The sequence below is a fragment of the Pseudomonas sp. TE3895 genome (assembly GCF_056278855.1).
The window spans coordinates 3,905,062-3,922,868 of the sequence record NZ_JBWBQE010000001.1; the positions used below are offsets into that span (position 1 = coordinate 3,905,062).

The window sequence follows — 17,807 nt, forward strand, 5'->3', positions numbered from 1 at the left end:
AGAGCTGTCAGCTTCGCGATGAAACTGCATGGGCGGTTGTTACTTTCGGATTACGAGCAGCGGGAAGAGGTGCATGAACCGAAACGAGTTGAGAAAGGCTGACATCAATTTGATGGTCGTTTTTGAAGCCTTGATGCAGGAGCGCAACCTCACGCGTGCGGCAGAGAAACTGTTTCTGGCTCAGCCTACTGTAAGTGCTGCATTGGCCAGGTTAAGGACCATGTTCAATGACCCTCTGCTGATTCGGGTCGGTAATCGTATGGAACCCTCAGCCCGCGCTGAGGAAGTCATTAAACATCTCACACCTGCCTTGGATGCCATGTCCGTCGCACTGAGCCTTGCACATGACTTTGATCCGGCAACCAGCAAGATGACGTTCCGGATCGGCTTGTCGGATGATGTGGAGTCGGGGTTGCTACCTCCGCTGCTCAGAGCGCTGCGCGTGGAGGCCCCCCATATCGTGATCGTTGTTCAGCATGTCGACTACTGGCGTATTCCCGACCTGCTGGCATCTGGTGAAGTCACCGTGGGTATAAGCCAGACCAAAGGCCTTCCGGCGAACGCAAAACGCAAAGTGCTACGCACGATGCAAGCGCGTGTGCTGAGGGCTGACCCATCCCAGACGCCGCTGTCCCTGGATGAGTTCTGCGCGCGGCCGCATGTGCAGATTTCTCCAACTGCCAATGTTCATGGGGTGGTAGATGACTGGCTCAAAGAAATCAATCGGACCCGAAAGGTTGTTTTGTCAGTTCCGCAGTTCAGCTCATTGCCTTCCATTCTTGCCAATACCGATTTGCTTGCCTGCTGCCCTGATTACGCTGCCCAGGCACTGACAGGCTGGGGGAATCTGACAGCTGAGCCGCTGCCTTTTGAAACGGCTCCCCTGGAGCTGGCAATGGTATGGCTGAGCACAACCGATAGCGATCCGGCGGAGCGCTGGTTGAGGAGCAAGCTGGAGCAGCACATGAGCGGCGTGCGCGAGTTGGTTGAGGCAAACTGACGGGCGCGTCTGTGGAGCCCCGTGCGAGCCCCACAGGTGCGCATCGTTTCTAGCGCTGCTGCTCGTTGATATCGTTGCGATTGACGGGCAAGCGCCAGCCGAAGCGCAGCGAAGCAAGACGAAGGCAGATACACGCCGTCGCAGCCAGCCATGACCCCCACGCTGAGCTGACGTCCAGATAGCTGAGGGCAACCTCGACCCCGGCACCGGCCAATGCTGCGCAGGCGTAGATTTCACGCTGCAGGATACTCGGTACACGGGAAAGCAAGATGTCACGAAGCACCCCTCCGCCTGTGGCGCTGACCATTCCCAGCACAAGGGCAACTTCTGCCCCGGCATGGGCCGCCAGAGCCTTCTTCGCGCCTGCAACCGCAAACAACCCAAGCCCTATCGCATCGAACAGTTGGACCGGTGACTTCATCCGACATACGCTCGGATAGGCACAGCTAACCCAGAGTGCTGCAGCCAAGGAAACTGCCAAATAGCGCCAGTTCGACAGCCCGGCAGGAGGCAGGGCACCCAGGCACAAGTCCCTCATGATGCCGCCACCGCAAGCGACCAGAAAGGTGATGGTCACGATGCCAAACAGGTCCAGACGCTGTTGCCGGGCAGCGACCGCACCGCTTACGCCGAAGGCGAACGTGCCGAGCAGGTCGAGCACACTGTAGATCAGGTGACCATCCATGGGCTGTTACTCGTTATCGCCGAACCAGGCGAAAGCCGCGCAAAGCATGCTCTCAAGACCCGTACGAAGGGTAGGGTGCAACAACGGCGCGAACTTGGGGGAGTGGTTGCTGGGGATGCTGTTGATCTGGCCTTTGGCTTTAGCCTGCGCGTAGACCTCCGGGTCTGTGCAGCCTACGAACCAGAACACGTAAGGCACCTGCCATGCCCGGCCAAATACGCTGAAGTCTTCACTGGCCGCCGCAGGTGCTGTTTCATAAGCGCGCTCGCCAAACCAGGTGCCAAATGCCTCAGCCAGACGGGAGGAGGCCTTGGCGTCGTTTACCGTCAAGGGGTAACGATTGAGTGTGGTGAATTCCGGCTCACGCGGTGCGTTGGATGCCGAGCATTCGGCGCAGCAGATACGTTTGATGGCGCCCAGCATGTGCTCGCGAACCCCCTCGTCGTAGGTGCGCATGTTCAGTTTCAGCGTGGCTTCGTCAGGAATAATGTTCTCCTTGGTGCCTGCTTGCATCGAGCCTACGGTCAGCACTGCCTGATCGAGAGGAGAAATTTCACGAGACACGATGGTTTGAAGGCGCAGGACTGTCGACGCCGCCATGATCACCGGGTCGATCGAGGTCTGGGGTTGAGAGCCATGCGAACCCTGGCCGAAAAGCTTGATCTTGAGGCTGTCACCCGCTGAAAGAATGGTGCCGCTGCGATGCCCGACGGTACCGGCAGGCCCTACCATGACGTGTTGGCCGAGAATGATATCTGGCTTTGGGAAGCGCTCGAGCATGCCGTCGTCGACCATGCTTTGTGCGCCGATGCCCACTTCTTCCCCAGGTTGGAAGACCGCCATGACGGTGCCTCGCCAAGTGTCACGGTGCTCAGACAGCACCCGCGCCACGCCCATCAGCCACGTCACGTGCATGTCGTGGCCACAGGAGTGGCATACCGGCACCTCCACTCCATCCTCGTTGCGGGTGACCACATCCGCGGCATATGCCAGCCCCGTGTTCTCCGCCATGGGTAGTGCGTCCATATCCGCGCGCAGCATGACCACCGGCCCGGGCCCATTACGCAATACACCCACCACGCCGGTCACACCCATTTCACGCGTGACTTCATAGCCAAAGCGCTCGAGATAGTCGGCTGCGATCTGAGCGGTACGGAACTCGCACATCGACAATTCAGGGTGGCGGTGGAGGTCTTTGTAGACCTCTTCCAGTTCCGGTAAGAGACTGTCGAGTGATGGGATCAACTTTTTCAGGGACGACATGAGGTACTCCTTCACGTAAAAAGAGGGCAGGGTGTGGGGGGATTGAAGCGTCAGTCGGTGGGTAGCAGGTTATCCACTAGCTTTGAGAGCAGACCGTCCAGCGCCTGGCGTTCTTTGAGCGACAGAGCACGAACGAGTTGATCTTCCAACTCGGCGCCCACTACCGAAGAGTCGTCGGCAATCTGGGTGCCGGCGGGCGTCGCACGCAAGCCGACGCTGCGTCGGTCGACGGGGTGGGGGTGGCGTGAAATCAAACCGCGAGATTCCAGCAGCGCCAGTGTCTTTGACAGCAGCGTTTTTTCCAGCATTGCGAGCGTAGAGACGTCTTTGGGGGTGACATCGGGGTGGGCTTGGATGAGCCGCAGCACACGAAGGCCGCGTACATCCAGGTCCCAGTGTTGGCGGTACACGGCGTTGGCACGCTCCATGAGCAGGGCGCTGGCCATGTCCAGTTTGAAATTCAAAAAATCGGAATACATTACGAATGCTCCAGATCGATGACCAGAGCATAACCATATGGTTGAAAGTTTCAACTATATTTCGACAGGGTGTCCTGGCCCCATCTATCGATTCAAGCTGTCTACGCGTGACTCCATGCGTTGAGTTTCAACTGTCCAAACAGAACAGGCGGTAATCCAGAATCCCGCGGGAAATTAGAATCCGGTGTTTGGCGGCTGCCTGCCGTTCTCTAAACCTCGGAAGTGCATGCAAGCAGATCTATTCCTAGCGCAAGCTGAGTCTCTGAATTTATTGCCGTGCGATGGTCAGGTTCATGACTTGGGCCTGGTCATTGCCAAGCGTGAAGCCGATGAATTGCTGCGCCAGCTTCAACAGCATGTGCCATGGCAGGCAGATACTGCGCTGATCGCGGGCCAACGAATCACCAGCGGCAGGCAGGTAGCCTGGTACGCAGATCAACCCTACCGGTATTTTCATTCGGGTGTCCTGCGTGAGGCCAAGCGATGGGACCTGCCTGTGCTTGACGCCATCCGCGACAGAATGGAGCAACTGAGCGGTGCCAAGTTCAACAGTTGTGTACTCAATCGCTACCAAGATGGCAGCCAGGGAATGGGGTGGCACAGTGACCCTGAAGCCCAGGGCCCGCACAGTGTAATTGCTTCGTTGAGTTTGGGCGGCGAGCGCAAATTTGCGTTCAAGCACAAGCTCCTAGACGAGCGTCGAGCCATTTTCCTCCAGCACGGGCAGGTGATCGTGATGAAGGGGGATACCCAGCGCTACTGGTTGCATGCCGTGATGAGGACATCCAGACCTGTAGGGCCACGAATCAGTTTGACCTTTCGTGACTTTCCGGAAAGCGAAGATTGGACCTGAGGGGATCCTCTGCGCCGCGCCAGCCTATCTGCACAATAGATCATGACGCCCGAGGATCTCAGCCCGCCTTTCAGGTTTGAGTTATCTGAAGGTCTTTTGCGCGGCCGATACCCCCAGCGCCACCACTGCAACAACGATTACGAACCAGAAGTACTCCATGCTGGCAACCAGGGTCGACTGCTGATGAAGGCTTTGCGTCAGCATCGACAGTGAAATCTGATTCGCCGCAGCAGCACCCACCTGAGGTGTCAGGGCCTGCGCGAGGTGCTGCGACTGCTCAAGATACACCGGGTCACCGGCGCTGAAGTGCCCATTCAAATTGTTGTACTGGAGTGTCGTACGCCATTGCAGGAACAAGGTGGCCAATGCTGTGCCCATGGCCATGGCAATCTGCCCCAGCATGCTTTTGATCTGGTAGGCGTGGGCGAACAGCGTGTCGTGATGGGTGACATCGCGAAACGTCTGCATGGCGGCCGTGGCCAATACCAGCATCACGAAACAGCCGTTCAGGAACAACGCCGGCAGAATGTTCGACCATATGTTGGCGTCCGTTGTAATGGATGACATAAGCCAGCCAAATCCCGACAGCGCGCCGAAACCTGTAAGGAAGAATTTTTTGGGGGCAGGGAATTTGGGGATGAGCATGGCCATGACCAGCCACGTGCCCAGCGCGCCACCGAGCCCAAAAGCCTGAAATGTCCCTATGGTGTCCCAGGAGTAGCCAAGGCCTGTCTGCAGAAAGTACGGCAGCATGTAGTTGTTGGCGCCCAATACCACGTAGGTGAAGCAGAAGAGCGCGACACCGAGTAGATAGCGTGGCTGCATGAGATCCCTGACCTTGAGGAAGGGAGCGTCCTTGCGGTGTTCTGCGTGGAAGAAGATATACAGCCCAAGCGCCGCCAACAGCGAGAATGCGATGAGAATGAATGTCTCGTTATAGAAGTCGTAGTAGGAGCGTTGCATCACGTACAACAAAAAGAAGCTGCTCACGGACAGCAGCAGGATGTTCGCCGGCGTCGAGGGGGTGCGATCGTCGATCGGAGCTGGGGCGCTTGGCAAAAAGCGCATTCCCAGCAACCCTGCAACCAAAGCGCCTGTGATGAGCACCCAGAAAATCGCATGCCAAGTGTCTTCAATCACCACCATGGATGAAATGAAAGGTGCAGAAGCGGTGCCGATGGCCAGCCCGGTCGCAAACACTTTTACACCGATGAAACGCCCGAGGCCTGGAGGCAAGAAATTGACCATCAGGCGGGCGGACGTCATGAACGATGCGCCCCCCAACGCCATGATGACCCTACCCACGGTAAATGTCGTCAAGTCATCGCTCATCCCACAGACCAGCGCGCCCACGACGAAGATACTAATGGAGCCCAGCATAAAGTTGCGCCAGCCAAGCCTCTCCACCAGCCACCGTTGCTTGGAAATCACAACAACGGCAATGCATGCATAGAGTGCCGTGATCAGTGTGAACTCTTCTGGGCTGGCGTCGATTTCACCGCGTATCGGCGCAGAGGCGAAGGCAATCATTCCGGCTTGCAAATACTCCAGGGCGCACAGCAAACCAACCGTAATGAGCAGGGCAGCATTTTTTCGGTACATGATGCCCCTCGTCAAAGGTTGACGTGTTGGTTGTTACGCCCGCGATCTTCGTTGGCACTGATTACCTGTTCAACCACCTGATTGGCGTCTTTGAGTTCGTTGTCGAAAATGGAAGTACTGTAGGCGGGACGGGTAGGGCTGGTCGTGTTCAACACAGCGCCGGTCTGGTCGCTTGTATCAACCGATACCCGCATGGACAGGCCGAGACGCAGCGGATGGCGCTCTACTTCCTTGGCATCCAGGGCTATGCGCACGGGGACGCGTTGGGTCACCTTGATCCAGTTGCCCGTTGCGTTCTGCGCAGGCATCAGGGAAAAAGCGCTACCTGTGCCGGCGTCCAACCCTACGATCGTGCCGTGGAAGACGGTGTTACGACTGTAAGCGTCGGCGCGAAGCTCGACCGGTTGGCCAATGCGCAAGTCTTCAATCTGAGACTCTTTGAAGTTGGCGTTGACCCAGACCTGGTCGACCGGTACCACCGACATCAATGCCACACCGGGGTTGATCCGTTGGCCTACCTGTACACTCCGTTTGGTAATGAGCCCGCTGACTGGCGAGCTGATCTGCGTGCGGTGCAGCGCGATGTAGGCATCGCGCAAATTACTCGCGGCCACAAGCACCTCAGGGTGTGTGCGCAGCGTGGTGTTATCGACCATGGCCAGGCGCACCGCCAGGGCGTGCTGGGTTCCCTCAAGGCCAGCCACAGCGTTTTTCAAAACTTCCTCAGCATGGCTGATTTCTTCCCGGGATACGGCACCGCTGGACGCTAGCTGATTGCGTCGCCGCACATCGTCCTGTGCCTTACGGACGTCGTTCTTACGTTGGCTGACCTCGGCTTCCAGTTGTTGGACCTGATAGTACTGAGTGCGCGCCTGACGTACCGCCCGCGCGAGGTTCGACTTGGTGCGCTCGAACTGGATTTCGGCATCTACAGGATTCAGTGTTACCAGCGGGCTATGAGCGGCAACATAATCCGTGTTGTCGCCATTGATGACCGTCACCGTGCCACTGACTTGAGAGGTGACCTGAACAATATTGCCCTCGACGTAGGCATCATCGGTAGACTCCGCGCCCATACGGGTCGCGTACCAGATACCCAGCGCTACTAACAGCAGCACGATGGCCAGCGCCAACAGCAGCTGCGGGGAACGGGAGGGTTTAGCTTGCTCTGGGGAAGCGGATGCAGGTGTTTTACTGGTCATGATTTTTTGGCTGCTGTGGAGGTGACGTCGGCATCAGGTTGAATTTGAGGGCTATATCCGCCCCCCAGTGCTCGGCTGAGGTTCGCCTGCAAGGAAAGTGCGCGAGACTGTAAAGTGACGAGTTGTCGTTTTTCGGCCAGCGTGGCGTTTTGTGTGGCGAGGACCTGCAGGTAAGTGGCCAAACCTGCCGCGTAGCGACTATTCACCAAGTCCGAGGCCGCCTGTGCCGTAGCGACAGCCTCATTTTGTTGAGCCAGGCGTTCCTTCAGCCAACGCAGGGAAGCAATTTGATCAGCAATGTCTCGCAGCGCATCGATGACGGTCTGGTTGTAGTTCTCAACAGCGAGGTCGTAGGCTGCATTCTGTGCATCGAGGTTGCCACGCAGGCGGCCCCCTTCAAAAATTGGCAGACTGATAGCAGGGGAGACCCCGAGGATGCGACTGCTGTGGTCGTTGAAGGTGTCGAATGCAAGGCTCTGCATGCCAATGAACGATGTAAGGTTCACATTGGGATAAAAACGCGCCTTGGCGACTTCGATCTCATGCCCTGACGCCTCTACTCGCCAGCGCTGGGCTACGACATCGGGTCGATGGCCGATAAGCTCCGCAGGAAGATTGCTTGGAAGGGTCACGGTGCTGCTCGCACGCATGCGTGGCCGTGTGATCGTTCGACCACGGTCCGGGCCTTTACCCAAAAGCGAAGCCAGTTTGTTCTGGTTGAGCTCGATCACTTCCCTCAGCGCAGCGATGTTCGCCCGGCTGGCAGGAAGTGCCGCTTGAGATTGCTTGATGTCGATCTGCGTACCCAGTTCCGCTTCGAACCGCTGCTGGGTCAATTTCTCGATCTGCTCCTGCTGATCCAGCAGTGCTTGAGCCAGATCGAGTTGTTCATAGTTGTCCTGCAAGGCGATGTAGGCCTGCACCACTGAAGTGGAGAGCATGAGTGCTGCAGCGCGCTCGTCGACCTCCAATGCACGACGGCGACCGACTGCAGCTTTCACTGCTTCGCGGTTTTTACCCCAGAAGTCCAGCTCATAGCTCAGGTTGAACGTCCCCTGATGGACGTTCTGCCAAGTTCCTTTTGCCGGCGCCGGCGTTGTGCCGTTCGAGCTAAAGCGTTCGCGAGTAACGCTCATGCCCACTTCGGCATTAGGCAGCAACGATGCCCCCTGTATGTCTTCAAGCGCATTGGCCTGATGCACGCGCGCGGCCGCGGCACGCAGCGTGGGGCTACCGGACAGCGCTTGCGCGACCAACACATTCAGCTGTGCGTCGTTGTAACTCGTCCACCAGGTTTCGCTTGGCCACGCAGCAGCTGACAACTTGAGGTCACTGTCGGCGAGGGTTTGCTCCATGCCTTGTGGCTCACTCATATGGGCGCTGGTTGTCAGGTCACTGAATGCACAGCCGGAGAGGGCGCCTAATAGTAGGGCAACCGAGATGTACTTGCTGGGGTGCAAGGTGGCTGCAACCCCTGCACTAGCCTGGTGTTTTCTGGTGTTCATGACGGGATTCTCTGACGCTAAAAGAGGCCTGCGCCTGTCGGCGTGAGTGGTGGATGAAAAACCTATAAACACTGACAGTGTCGTTATGGGCGTGAAAAAGCATCGGCACCTCTCGTAAGAGGTTCAGCCGACGCGCAGGCCTCGTACAACGAGTGCAACAGACCGATCAATATCTTCAAGGTTGTCCAGGTTTGCGGTAACCAAGTGCAACCAGGATGTCCCGGTGAGCATCGCTACGGCAGCATCAATGGCTGGCCCGTCGATGATTTCACCTCTACTGACCGCTCTGGCAAAAATGTTCCGCAGCGTTCGCTCGCGGCGAGGAAGAAAGGCTGTCCGAAACTCTTCGATGGCTTCGATATCGAGTTGGATTTCGATAAACACGCTGCGCAGCGTCTCGCCAGCACTGGAAGAGCGCCACCACACCCACAAGGACCGCAAGTGGTCAATCAGGTCTTGTTCGAGATCCCCGGTATCTGGGGAGGTTACGAACGTCACAGCGGCACGCTCGTACACATCGCGCAGTAATGCGCCTTTGCTACGCCACCATCGATAGATGGTGGGTTTGCTGGAACCTGCTCGTTCCACCAAAGCGTCCATGGTGAAGGCTTTGTACCCCTTTTCCTTGAGAATGGCAGCCGCCGCATCGAGGATCGCTTCGGTGCTTTGGGGGCTGCGCACAGCTCCGATGGATGACCGGCTCCGAGGCTTGGCACTTTTGATCGGCTTGGCTGTATCGCTCATGTTGGCTCGCATCAGAGGTCGAGGTAGGCGTGGATCACAATAGACACTGGCAGTATTTATAACGTAGTATTTTTTGAGGGTCAACGTGGCAGTTCGTCATGACTCACTGAATTAACAGGCATTCAAGGGTTTTTTGAGGCAGTGTCATGGATACTTTGCAGAACATGCGCACGTTCATGTGCGTAGCGCAGACGGGGAGCTTTACCGCTGCTGGCAAGCAGATGCACCTGGCAGTGCCGACGATTTCCCGCAATATCGCCAAGCTTGAGGAGCATCTGAAAACGCGCTTGATCAATCGCAATACACGGCAGTTGATCTTGACCGAGGCCGGTGGACGCTACCTCACATGGTGCCGGCGGATTATCTCCACCGTGGATCAGGCTGAAGTCGAGGCGCGGGGTGCGATGTCATTGCCAGAAGGGCGTTTGCGCCTGCATGCGATGGTGGGGGTCGGGGCTCATTTCGTAGTCCCTGCTATCGCTGAACTGCGCAAGCTTCATCCAGCGATTACTTTCGAGCTGACGCTTTCGAACCGTCTCCCAGACTTGCTAGGCGAAGGTATCGATATTGCGATCATTGCCTCCGATCGGCTGCCTGACTCCGGATACATCTCACGGCAACTGGGTAAGACTCAGAGCATTTTGTGCGCCTCGCCATCCTACCTGGCCGCCAATGCCGCACCACAAACGCCTGCAGACCTTATCCGATTCGATTGCCTGCAATTGTCGGTGCCTATGACAGATGCACTCGAGTGGTGCTTTATATCAGGTGGCCAGACAGAGACGATTCAACCCCGTCCCGCGTTTCTGGAAGTCGACTCTACCGAGGCAATGGTCAGGGCCCTGGAGTCGGGAATGGGGGTAGGGATATTGCCTGCCTTTGCTGCGAGGCCGGCGTTACAGGAGGGGACGCTGGTGCATGTGCTGCCTGATCACCAGCTACAGGAACTGAACCTGTATGCCATTTACGCGGGAAGAGATTACCTTGATGCCAAGATCAAAGCCTTCATTCGCACCCTCAGACGGCTGATGCCTTGAGCAATGCAGAAGGGCGGCGCAGGAGCGCCGCCTTTATTGATTAGAACGGCTACGGCTGATTCAGTTTTCCCTCGGTAACGACTGGCGGTAGCCCAACCCTGAACTGATGCGGTCGCTCCCAGTTGCAGCGCTGCATCAGGAGCCTGCCGATGTCTCGCTGTGCCTCCGGGGCGCCCAAGTCGATCAAGCGCGCCGCAGGTGCTGCCTTGATCCGATATTCCGAGTAGCAACGTGGCAGTCGGGCTGCGCTTCGAACATGTCGTCCCCGAGACATGAACCTTCCTGGCTGCGGAAGCTTGTTCTGAAGGCATCTGTCCAACTGGCTGTGCCTACGAACCCGTAGACTGGCAATGTGCCATTCCCGCGCCCATAGTCGGGATGATGCGTAGCTCTTGATCAAATGGAGGCAGGCACTGACCGGTCAAAAACAAAGCCCGCCTTGGTAGGCGGGCTATCGAACGTCTCCAAGGGGAGGCTCATCGCCAACAAGTCTCGGAGCAAGCAAGCTCAGAATACACCGTTTTCAGCACGATGTCGTTACGAGGTCAGGGTGGCTTTGACCAACGAACGCACACCCGAAAATCTACAGAGCTCGGGGGCAAGAACTAAAAATTTCAAAACACGCAGGGAATCCGGTTTTGCATCTTTAGTTTTCCGCATTTCGCAGGTTTAGTTCTGAGCGCTGCGCCGAATCCGAGGGAGCTCAGGAGCATTTCTGACGTAACATCAGGTTTAACATAATACGCATTATGCATAACTGCGTATTAGTCACCGGTACCGCTGGGTGGGCAGATTTAAAGCCAGGTACATGACAGCTCAGGCGCCTTTCCAGCTGTGACAGTACACGGAAGCCTCTTACCCTAATCTCGAAAGTAAATCGACCTAGGCCGTTTTTTTTGCCTCATTCCAATCCATCTTGCTGCTCGGATCGCTCTCACAGCCGCAGACCCATTCAACGCTTCTGTCCACCGATGCCATGGATACAAGGCGCTTCCTGGCGCGACGAGCCTCGTCATTAAGGTGTCGATTTACGTCTATGTGTTACTGCAGCCACGTAAACTGCGTTAAGCAACCGTGCCAGCGCCTTTGCTATTTCTGAAGACTTGCGAAGGCCGCGTATGCTTACTCATCGATGAAAACACAAGCATCGGCGCGAACTCCTTTTTCTGACCAGAGGTCGAACCTGTGAAATCAGAAGAAACTTTAAGCGCGATGGCCTCGAGTGACTGCGGTTGCGCTGTCAATCCTGTACGGTTCCGAACACGCAATATCGGTGAGATCTGTTTCAGGTAGCTCATCATTATCCAGGTGAAAATAAAGCATGAGATATTTGTAGAGCCGGGTTTTTCCAATCGTATTTGGCTCTGATTGGCACAGACGCCACCACCTTTCAATAGCCTAAATGCCCAGATCAATCCCAATAGACGCTTTCGCCTAACCTTGGCAACCCCTCAACCTAGAGCGGTTTACTCACTCAATAAACGATAAAATCGGTCAAAATCATCGCCCTGTACAGCTCTTTCTCAGTCAGTACACCCGTTAAATCTGCCTGGCGCGCGGGTGCACGCCAGCCATTCTGTATCCTCAAAGCCCAATTCCAGGCTACCTGAGCGCTTCAGTTTGCCACGAAGCTGTCCGATATCAGCGTGCGCCCGCAGCCCGATAACCCAGAGAACCTGAGATAAAGCCAGTCGGTTGCATTGTCGAGCAATAAATACCAAACTACCCTTCTTTTATGTAAGCGCGCGACCCAACTCGACTAAATGAATATTTAGTTGAGTTATACGCATAGCCCGTCTGGAAAGTGCCCTTCACGCTTCCCTCAATATCCGATAACTCTCAGGCCGGGATATTGTGTATTCCTCAGCGCCATTCTTTATTCAGGTTGTCCCATGTCATCGTTATCACCCTGTCTTCGAAAGTTACCGGTGCTTTCTGATGCTGAATTTCCAGCAGCTGACCGAAGAACAGCCGACGGTGCGAGCCTACCTGGCCTCCTTCCCCGCCCCCTAAACGTGGCCGAGGGCTACAGACGACTATGCAACTGGCCGCGCCCTCACCCGCCTTCAATGGGCGACTTTCGTCGGGATGGCAATGATAACGGGTGGTTCCATGTCGTCGGTAAGGGCAACGGGGTTGTCTCCTCTGCCCTCACCCAATGAAACCCACCCGCTGTTGTCTACGCGGCACGGCCGCAGCTTGCTTTACGCCTGGCGGCTTTTACTAAGCGCTTCCAGCCCATTGAACAGCGCCATGCCGGCCAGCATCGCTGCCACAAACAGCCAGCCTTGCCAAAACCCGCCGGCCAGCAGCACCAGGGCCGGCCCTGGGCACACCCCGGCTAGCCCCCAGCCAATGCCGAAGATCAGGCTGCCACCCACTAGCCGTCGGTCAATGTCGCGCCGGGCAGGTAACTGCATCGCGCCGCCGAGCAAGGACACAGCGTGCTGACGCGCCCAAGCCATCGGCAGCAGTGCAACACCGATGGCGCCCACCATGACGAGTGCCAGTGACGGGTCCCACTGCCCCGCGAGGTCGAGAAACCCCAGTACCTTGGTGGGGTTTGCCATGCCCGACAGCAACAACCCCATGCCGAACAGCAACCCCGCGATGAATGCGCTGATCCGGGTCATTTCATGCTCCTGGGTAAAGGTGGCGAACCACGAAGACGGTGGCAAAGCCGGCCGCCATGAAGCACAACGTGGCCACCGCCGAGCGAGGGGACAGGCGAGAAAGGCCGCACACACCATGGCCACTGGTGCAGCCACTGCCATAGCGGGTACCCACGCCCACCAGAAGCCCTGCGACCATGAGCAACCAGGGGGCCGTACTGAAATGTACCGTGGGCATCGCCGAGAACGCTCGCCACAAAAGTGGCGCCGCGATGATGCCCAGCAGAAACGACAGTTTCTCGCCACGCCCTTCTCCCGTGCGCTGCAACAGCGAGCCGAGCAAACCGCTGATACCGGCAATGCGCCCGTTCGCCACCACGAACAGCCCGGCGGCCAGGCCTATTAGTGCTCCGCCTGCCAGAGCCGACCACGGTGTGAAGGCAGCCATATCAACCAACATTTCAGTGCTCCCTATCCAACTGCAGAAATGAACCGGTTCCATCTTAACGCTGTGCCTGCACCGCTGGAATCCACCCCTTCGCGACGGCCCTTCGGGCCCATGGCCAGCCACGGGTCCAGATCAGCATGACCGCCCCAGCCAGCCACCAAGCCCATTTTCTTTGCTGGATGACTCATGGTGCCCTCCTGCGCGTACAGGCCTTTACGAAACCGGTCGGCCCCCTGTCACACCCTCATTCTCGTGCGCTGCGCCCCAGCCGCCGCGCCCCCGGCAATGCACTCATGCCGTGCAATACCACGCTCAGCACAACGCAAGCGATGGTGCACGCGATGATCGTGCCAGCCTCTTGCAACGGCGCATCCAGTATCAATATCGCGAAAACGATGGACGCGAGCCCACGGGGGCCGAACCAGCCGATAAACAAGCGGCTCTCGGCGCTGAGTGTGCTCCCCGCCAGGCTGAGCCAGACAGGCAGCATTCGCACCAGCGACAGGCTCGAAAGTGCGTAGAACCAGACGGAGGGTGCCATGATCTGCGAAGCCTTGGGCGCCACATAGGCGCCAAACACCACCCAGGTCAGCAGCGACAGCGCTTCACCGCACGACTCGCCGGTGACGATCAACGGCTGGGTTTCCCGTTTGAACAGGTAACCTGTCAGCAGCCCTGCGCAGAACGCGGCGATAAAACCGCTGCCCCCCAGTGCCTGAGCGCTGGCGAAGCTCAGTAATGCCAGCGCGGGCATCACCAGTTGCTGCCAGGCCTCGATCTGCAGGCAATGGCGTTGCGACAGTCGTAACAACCCGCCTACCAACAGCGCAAGCGCCGCCCCCGTGAGAACACCGATACCCAACTCCTCCAGGAAGAAGTAGCCCGCCAAGGCAAAAGGCATCGTCGAATGAGCCTCCGTCAACAATGCCAACAGCAAGAGTAGTACCGGCACGCAAATGCCGTCATTCAAGCCGCTTTCGACATTCAGGCTCTCGCGCACATCGGCCGGAACGTCGGGGTTGCTCACGACGGCCTTGCCGAGGGCGGCGTCGGTCGGGGCCAGTATCGTCGACAACAGCGCCATCTCCAGCCAGGGCATCCGTGGGAACATCAGCCAGGCAGCAAGCCAGCCCGCAATCAGTGTCAGTGGCAGCCCCAGGGTCAGCAAGCGCAAGGGCAGGCTACGGGATTGCCGCAATTGGGCCAGGTTGGCCTTGGCGGCATCATTGAACAGGACGATTGAGAGGGTAAGCTCGGCCAGCAAGCGAAGATCGTTGCGGTCCAGCGAAAGGTTCAACAACCCGAGCCCGGAGGGGCCTGCCACCAGGCCTGCCAGCAGAAACAACAGCGGCCCATTGACAGGTTTCGACTCAAGCGCGCCGGCCAGGCTGGCGTACAGCACCAGCAAGGCGGCCAGAACAGCCAGGTTCTGATACATGGCCACGCCTCGGGATCAAAAGCGTATGTAGCAACGCTATCACTGCCCGCGCAACGCGACGATCTGAAAGGCGGCAGAAGTTATCTTAGGTCAACTATGCAGGTAATAAAGATCTCGCGTGCCGGTAACGGCCATGGCCCATCAGTGTCATCAGCAGGCTATTGGTGCCTGCGCCCGTCTGGTAGATGCAGTAATCCGCGATGCACTGAAACTCAGGTTCCTGGCCCGGACTCGGCTGGCTATCACTTGGCTTTTATCAAGCCCACCTCAAGGTGCCCGGGTAGGCTCCCGCCCAGTGATATCCAATAAAGGAGAAACACCATGAATCGCCCCGCTCCATCGAGGGTCCGCCTGTATGACGAAGACGATCTGGACAGCGTGCTGCGTTCGATGGCCCGCCAGGCCATGGCCTGCCTGCCGGCGTCCGAAGTGGCACTGGTAGGCATTCAGCGGCGTGGTGAGCCGCTGGCGCAGCGCTTGCAACTGCACCTGCAGGCACTCACCGGTGCTGCGCCCTTGCCGCTCTACCCGATCAAGGTCAAGCGTTATGCAGACGACCTGAGCCTCCTGCATGCCCATACTCAACTCACCGAAAACCCTGAACTCGCCAAGCTCGACCTTGCCGCAACCACCTTGCTGGTGGTCGATGACGTGCTCTACGAAGGGCACTCTCTGCTATGCACCTGCGCCTACCTCGCCGAACTGGGTGCGCGCCACATCATCAGCGCGGTGCTCGTCGACCGCCACGTCTGCCACCAACCGGTGCATGCCGATATCGTCGGCATTCATCTGCAGGTCGCGGCGCAGGATATCGTCGAATGCCATGTGCCCCCCTACGAAGGTCAATTCTGCGTGGAGGTGGTGCGCCATGGCCGAACAGGCGATACCGTCTGATTCAACTGCCAGGTGCAGGCCTGATCGTCAGGATGCTGCACGGCGCATGGCTGACAAGCCGCTCGGTGGTATCGCCGATCAGCTTGGCCCAACGCCTGGCCTGCACGGCGCCGACCACCACCACATCGGCTCCCAGCGCTGCGATATGAGACTTGATGACACGCAACGGCGCACCTTCGCTGAAGAATCGATGGTTGTGGGCGATGCCGTGGGCATCGGCCAACGCATCGAACGGCAACTGCAGCGATTCCCGCAGCTCATCCGCCCAAGGGCCGGCGAGGTCAGGATTTGCCAGCATGGCGATTGGCAGGTCGTAAGCCGAAAGCAGGTTCAGCTGGCCCTGGCATTGCGTCGCCAGTTGCTGACCGGCCATCACCAGTGCGTCATTGAGCGGCGAGGCGTGGGATACATCCACCGCGACCAGCACGCTAGCTGGCATGGCTGGGGCATTCGCCGGTACGAACATCAACGGCACCTCGCTCCCATGCAACAGTACCTGGTCAAGTGAAGTCCGGGCCCGCTGATCGATCAGGGAACAGCCCGAGCAGTCCTTGATCACCAGATCAGGCGCATAGCGGGCAATGCAGGCCGGCACCAGGTCTCGGGGATCGGAGGTTTCCACGGCCTCGAAACCTGGGCGTGCCCCCCTTGCCGGCTGTTCATCGAGCAGCGCCTTGAGCGCTGTGCTGAAGTGCACGGATGAAACGCAAGGCAGCGGGGGTGTCGGCAACTCGTGGCGCAGGCGCAGTTCGCCGGGTTCATGAATACCCAGCACGTGCAGGGAAGCACCAGACGCCGCAGCCAGGGCCATGGCCCGGTCCAGCGCGGCATTGGCTTGAGCCTTGGTCATGATCAGCAAAATCCGGCGATACGGGTTCATCGGGCACCTCCCGGTGCGGCTGCAGGATAGCCTACGTCGCCGCTCCTTCAGCAGCGCGGGGGCGCTGTTCCAAAACGGGATGTTCGAACGCATCCTGGTCACCGACAGCATCAAGCCCTTTCGCCTGCCCGCCCGTGCCAGGCCCGGCTGGACGTCGTCAACACCAGCGCCCTGGTCGCCGAGCGCCTCACGCCCATGGCGTAGTCAGCCGCACGGTCCTACACCACCAGGATATTGCAAGGCACCTGGTACAACACATGCTCGGTGGTACTGCCGAACAGACGGTCCAGTCCCCGTGCGATGGGCCGCCCCATGACCAGTACCTCCACCGGCTGTGATTCGACGTATGCGCTGAGCACCGCGACCGGGCGGCCCAGCATAAAGTGGCAACGTTGCGGTGGTGCGCCGAAGCGTTCGGCCAGTTTCCTGAAATCATCCTCCAGCGCTTGGCGCAAGGGCTCGGCAATGTCACCGATGGCCCAGGCGGCATACCCCATATCGCCCATGTAGGCCATCGACAGATCGCAGGCGTGCAGCAGGTCCAGTTGCGCCCCTGTCTGCAAGGCCAAAGCACCGGCCTGCTGGACGATGCTGTCATTTCGGGCTTGCCCCTCTGGCGAGGTGTCGGCCACGTCCACCGCCGCCACGATCTGGCGCGGCAACGCCGGCTGGCTGGCACCGAGCAAGTAGACCGGGACCGGGCAGTGGCGCAACAGTTGCCAGTCAAGCGGCGTGAAGAAGGCGCGCTTGAGCGCAGGCTCATGCTCGACCTGCTTGAGCAGCAGGTCCGGTTGCATCTCCAGCACGTGCTGCAGAATGTCATCCTGCAGGTCGTTACTCCAGGCCACCTCGGTCGTCACCTGCACGCCGGAGGCACGCAGTGCGTTTGCCTGGGCTTCCAGCTGTTCATGCTGAGCAAGCCGATAAGCCTCCCGCTCCGCTTGATGCTTACCGGACTCCAGCAGCCAGAGTTTGTCCAATGACTCGAGCAAGGCGACGATGTGCAGGCTGGCCGATGCCGATCTGGCCAGTGCAACAGCCTGCTCCAGGGCGACCGCCTGGTGCAGCATTGGACGCATGATCAGCAACAGCCGTTGATAGTGACTCATGATGGCCTCCAACGGTGGGCCGGCCTGATCACTCAGGTCGCTCGGGTTGCATCGAG

The 17,807-nt window shown here is 58.4% G+C and carries 16 protein-coding genes; 4 read left to right on the top strand and 12 right to left on the bottom strand.

Going from position 1 to position 17,807, the window contains the following annotated elements:
* The first annotated feature begins 73 nt into the window (after nucleotides 1-73).
* A complete protein-coding gene (locus tag ACZ889_RS17510; RefSeq protein ID WP_180688064.1) occupies nucleotides 74-1,000 on the top strand; it encodes a LysR family transcriptional regulator in 927 nt (308 codons plus the stop codon).
* A 49-nt stretch (nucleotides 1,001-1,049) separates the two neighbouring features.
* Here the strand turns inward: ACZ889_RS17510 and ACZ889_RS17515 are convergent, their stop codons facing one another.
* The 3 genes from ACZ889_RS17515 to ACZ889_RS17525 are packed head-to-tail and all read right to left on the bottom strand — an operon-like array spanning nucleotide 1,050 to nucleotide 3,427.
* Nucleotides 1,050-1,685: a trimeric intracellular cation channel family protein gene (locus ACZ889_RS17515; protein ID WP_180688063.1), complete on the bottom strand. Its 636-nt coding sequence runs from the start codon at nucleotides 1,683-1,685 to the stop codon at nucleotides 1,050-1,052.
* A 6-nt stretch (nucleotides 1,686-1,691) separates the two neighbouring features.
* On the bottom strand, nucleotides 1,692-2,948 hold the full coding sequence (locus ACZ889_RS17520; protein WP_180688062.1) for a M20 family metallopeptidase: 1,257 nt from the start codon (nucleotides 2,946-2,948) through the stop codon (nucleotides 1,692-1,694).
* A 50-nt stretch (nucleotides 2,949-2,998) separates the two neighbouring features.
* A complete protein-coding gene (locus tag ACZ889_RS17525) occupies nucleotides 2,999-3,427 on the bottom strand; it encodes a MarR family winged helix-turn-helix transcriptional regulator (RefSeq protein WP_180688061.1) in 429 nt (142 codons plus the stop codon).
* A 226-nt stretch (nucleotides 3,428-3,653) separates the two neighbouring features.
* Between ACZ889_RS17525 and ACZ889_RS17530 the strand changes: the two genes are divergently transcribed.
* Nucleotides 3,654-4,280: an alpha-ketoglutarate-dependent dioxygenase AlkB family protein gene (locus tag ACZ889_RS17530; RefSeq protein WP_180688060.1), complete on the top strand. Its 627-nt coding sequence runs from the start codon at nucleotides 3,654-3,656 to the stop codon at nucleotides 4,278-4,280.
* Between the two features lie 81 nt (nucleotides 4,281-4,361).
* Here ACZ889_RS17530 and ACZ889_RS17535 read toward each other — a convergent pair whose 3' ends face one another.
* The 4 genes from ACZ889_RS17535 to ACZ889_RS17550 all read right to left on the bottom strand — a co-directional run bounded on the left by ACZ889_RS17535 (nucleotide 4,362) and on the right by ACZ889_RS17550 (nucleotide 9,333).
* Nucleotides 4,362-5,882 (bottom strand): MFS transporter, encoded by a 1,521-nt coding sequence (locus ACZ889_RS17535; protein WP_476257625.1) that lies wholly within the window; start codon nucleotides 5,880-5,882, stop codon nucleotides 4,362-4,364.
* Nucleotides 5,883-5,893: 11 nt separating this feature from the next.
* Entirely contained in the window at nucleotides 5,894-7,084 is a 1,191-nt protein-coding gene (locus ACZ889_RS17540) for an HlyD/EmrA/EmrK family protein (RefSeq protein WP_180688058.1), read from the bottom strand.
* Entirely contained in the window at nucleotides 7,081-8,589 is a 1,509-nt protein-coding gene (locus ACZ889_RS17545) for an efflux transporter outer membrane subunit (protein WP_180688057.1), read from the bottom strand. The genes ACZ889_RS17540 and ACZ889_RS17545 overlap by 4 nt, the downstream gene beginning before the upstream one ends.
* A 123-nt stretch (nucleotides 8,590-8,712) precedes the next feature.
* Entirely contained in the window at nucleotides 8,713-9,333 is a 621-nt protein-coding gene (locus tag ACZ889_RS17550) for a TetR/AcrR family transcriptional regulator (RefSeq protein ID WP_047602784.1), read from the bottom strand.
* 146 nt (nucleotides 9,334-9,479) lie between these two features.
* Between ACZ889_RS17550 and ACZ889_RS17555 the strand changes: the two genes are divergently transcribed.
* The gene (locus tag ACZ889_RS17555; RefSeq protein WP_476257626.1) at nucleotides 9,480-10,370 is read left to right on the top strand and encodes a LysR family transcriptional regulator; all 891 of its coding nucleotides are present in this window, start codon (nucleotides 9,480-9,482) and stop codon (nucleotides 10,368-10,370) included.
* Nucleotides 10,371-12,574: 2,204 nt separating this feature from the next.
* On the opposite strand, the gene ACZ889_RS17560 is transcribed toward ACZ889_RS17555, so the two are convergent.
* The 3 genes from ACZ889_RS17560 to ACZ889_RS17570 form a co-directional block, all read right to left on the bottom strand.
* Nucleotides 12,575-13,003, bottom strand: coding sequence for a DUF6691 family protein (locus tag ACZ889_RS17560; protein WP_047602793.1), 429 nt, complete (start codon nucleotides 13,001-13,003; stop codon nucleotides 12,575-12,577).
* Nucleotide 13,004: 1 nt separating this feature from the next.
* The gene (locus ACZ889_RS17565) at nucleotides 13,005-13,442 is read right to left on the bottom strand and encodes a YeeE/YedE family protein (RefSeq protein WP_004577361.1); all 438 of its coding nucleotides are present in this window, start codon (nucleotides 13,440-13,442) and stop codon (nucleotides 13,005-13,007) included.
* A gap of 232 nt (nucleotides 13,443-13,674) precedes the next feature.
* Nucleotides 13,675-14,868, bottom strand: coding sequence for a cation:proton antiporter (locus tag ACZ889_RS17570; protein ID WP_108078686.1), 1,194 nt, complete (start codon nucleotides 14,866-14,868; stop codon nucleotides 13,675-13,677).
* A gap of 321 nt (nucleotides 14,869-15,189) precedes the next feature.
* Here ACZ889_RS17570 and ACZ889_RS17575 point away from each other — a divergent pair, with 321 nt between their 5' ends.
* Nucleotides 15,190-15,762 (top strand): bifunctional pyr operon transcriptional regulator/uracil phosphoribosyltransferase PyrR, encoded by a 573-nt coding sequence (locus tag ACZ889_RS17575; protein WP_476257627.1) that lies wholly within the window; start codon nucleotides 15,190-15,192, stop codon nucleotides 15,760-15,762.
* Nucleotide 15,763: 1 nt separating this feature from the next.
* Here the strand turns inward: ACZ889_RS17575 and ACZ889_RS17580 are convergent, their stop codons facing one another.
* Nucleotides 15,764-16,642, bottom strand: a complete 879-nt coding sequence (locus ACZ889_RS17580; protein WP_476257628.1) for a universal stress protein — start codon at nucleotides 16,640-16,642, stop codon at nucleotides 15,764-15,766.
* A 218-nt stretch (nucleotides 16,643-16,860) separates the two neighbouring features.
* The gene (locus tag ACZ889_RS17585) at nucleotides 16,861-17,751 is read right to left on the bottom strand and encodes a universal stress protein (RefSeq protein WP_180688053.1); all 891 of its coding nucleotides are present in this window, start codon (nucleotides 17,749-17,751) and stop codon (nucleotides 16,861-16,863) included.
* Between the last annotated feature and the right edge of the window lie 56 nt (nucleotides 17,752-17,807).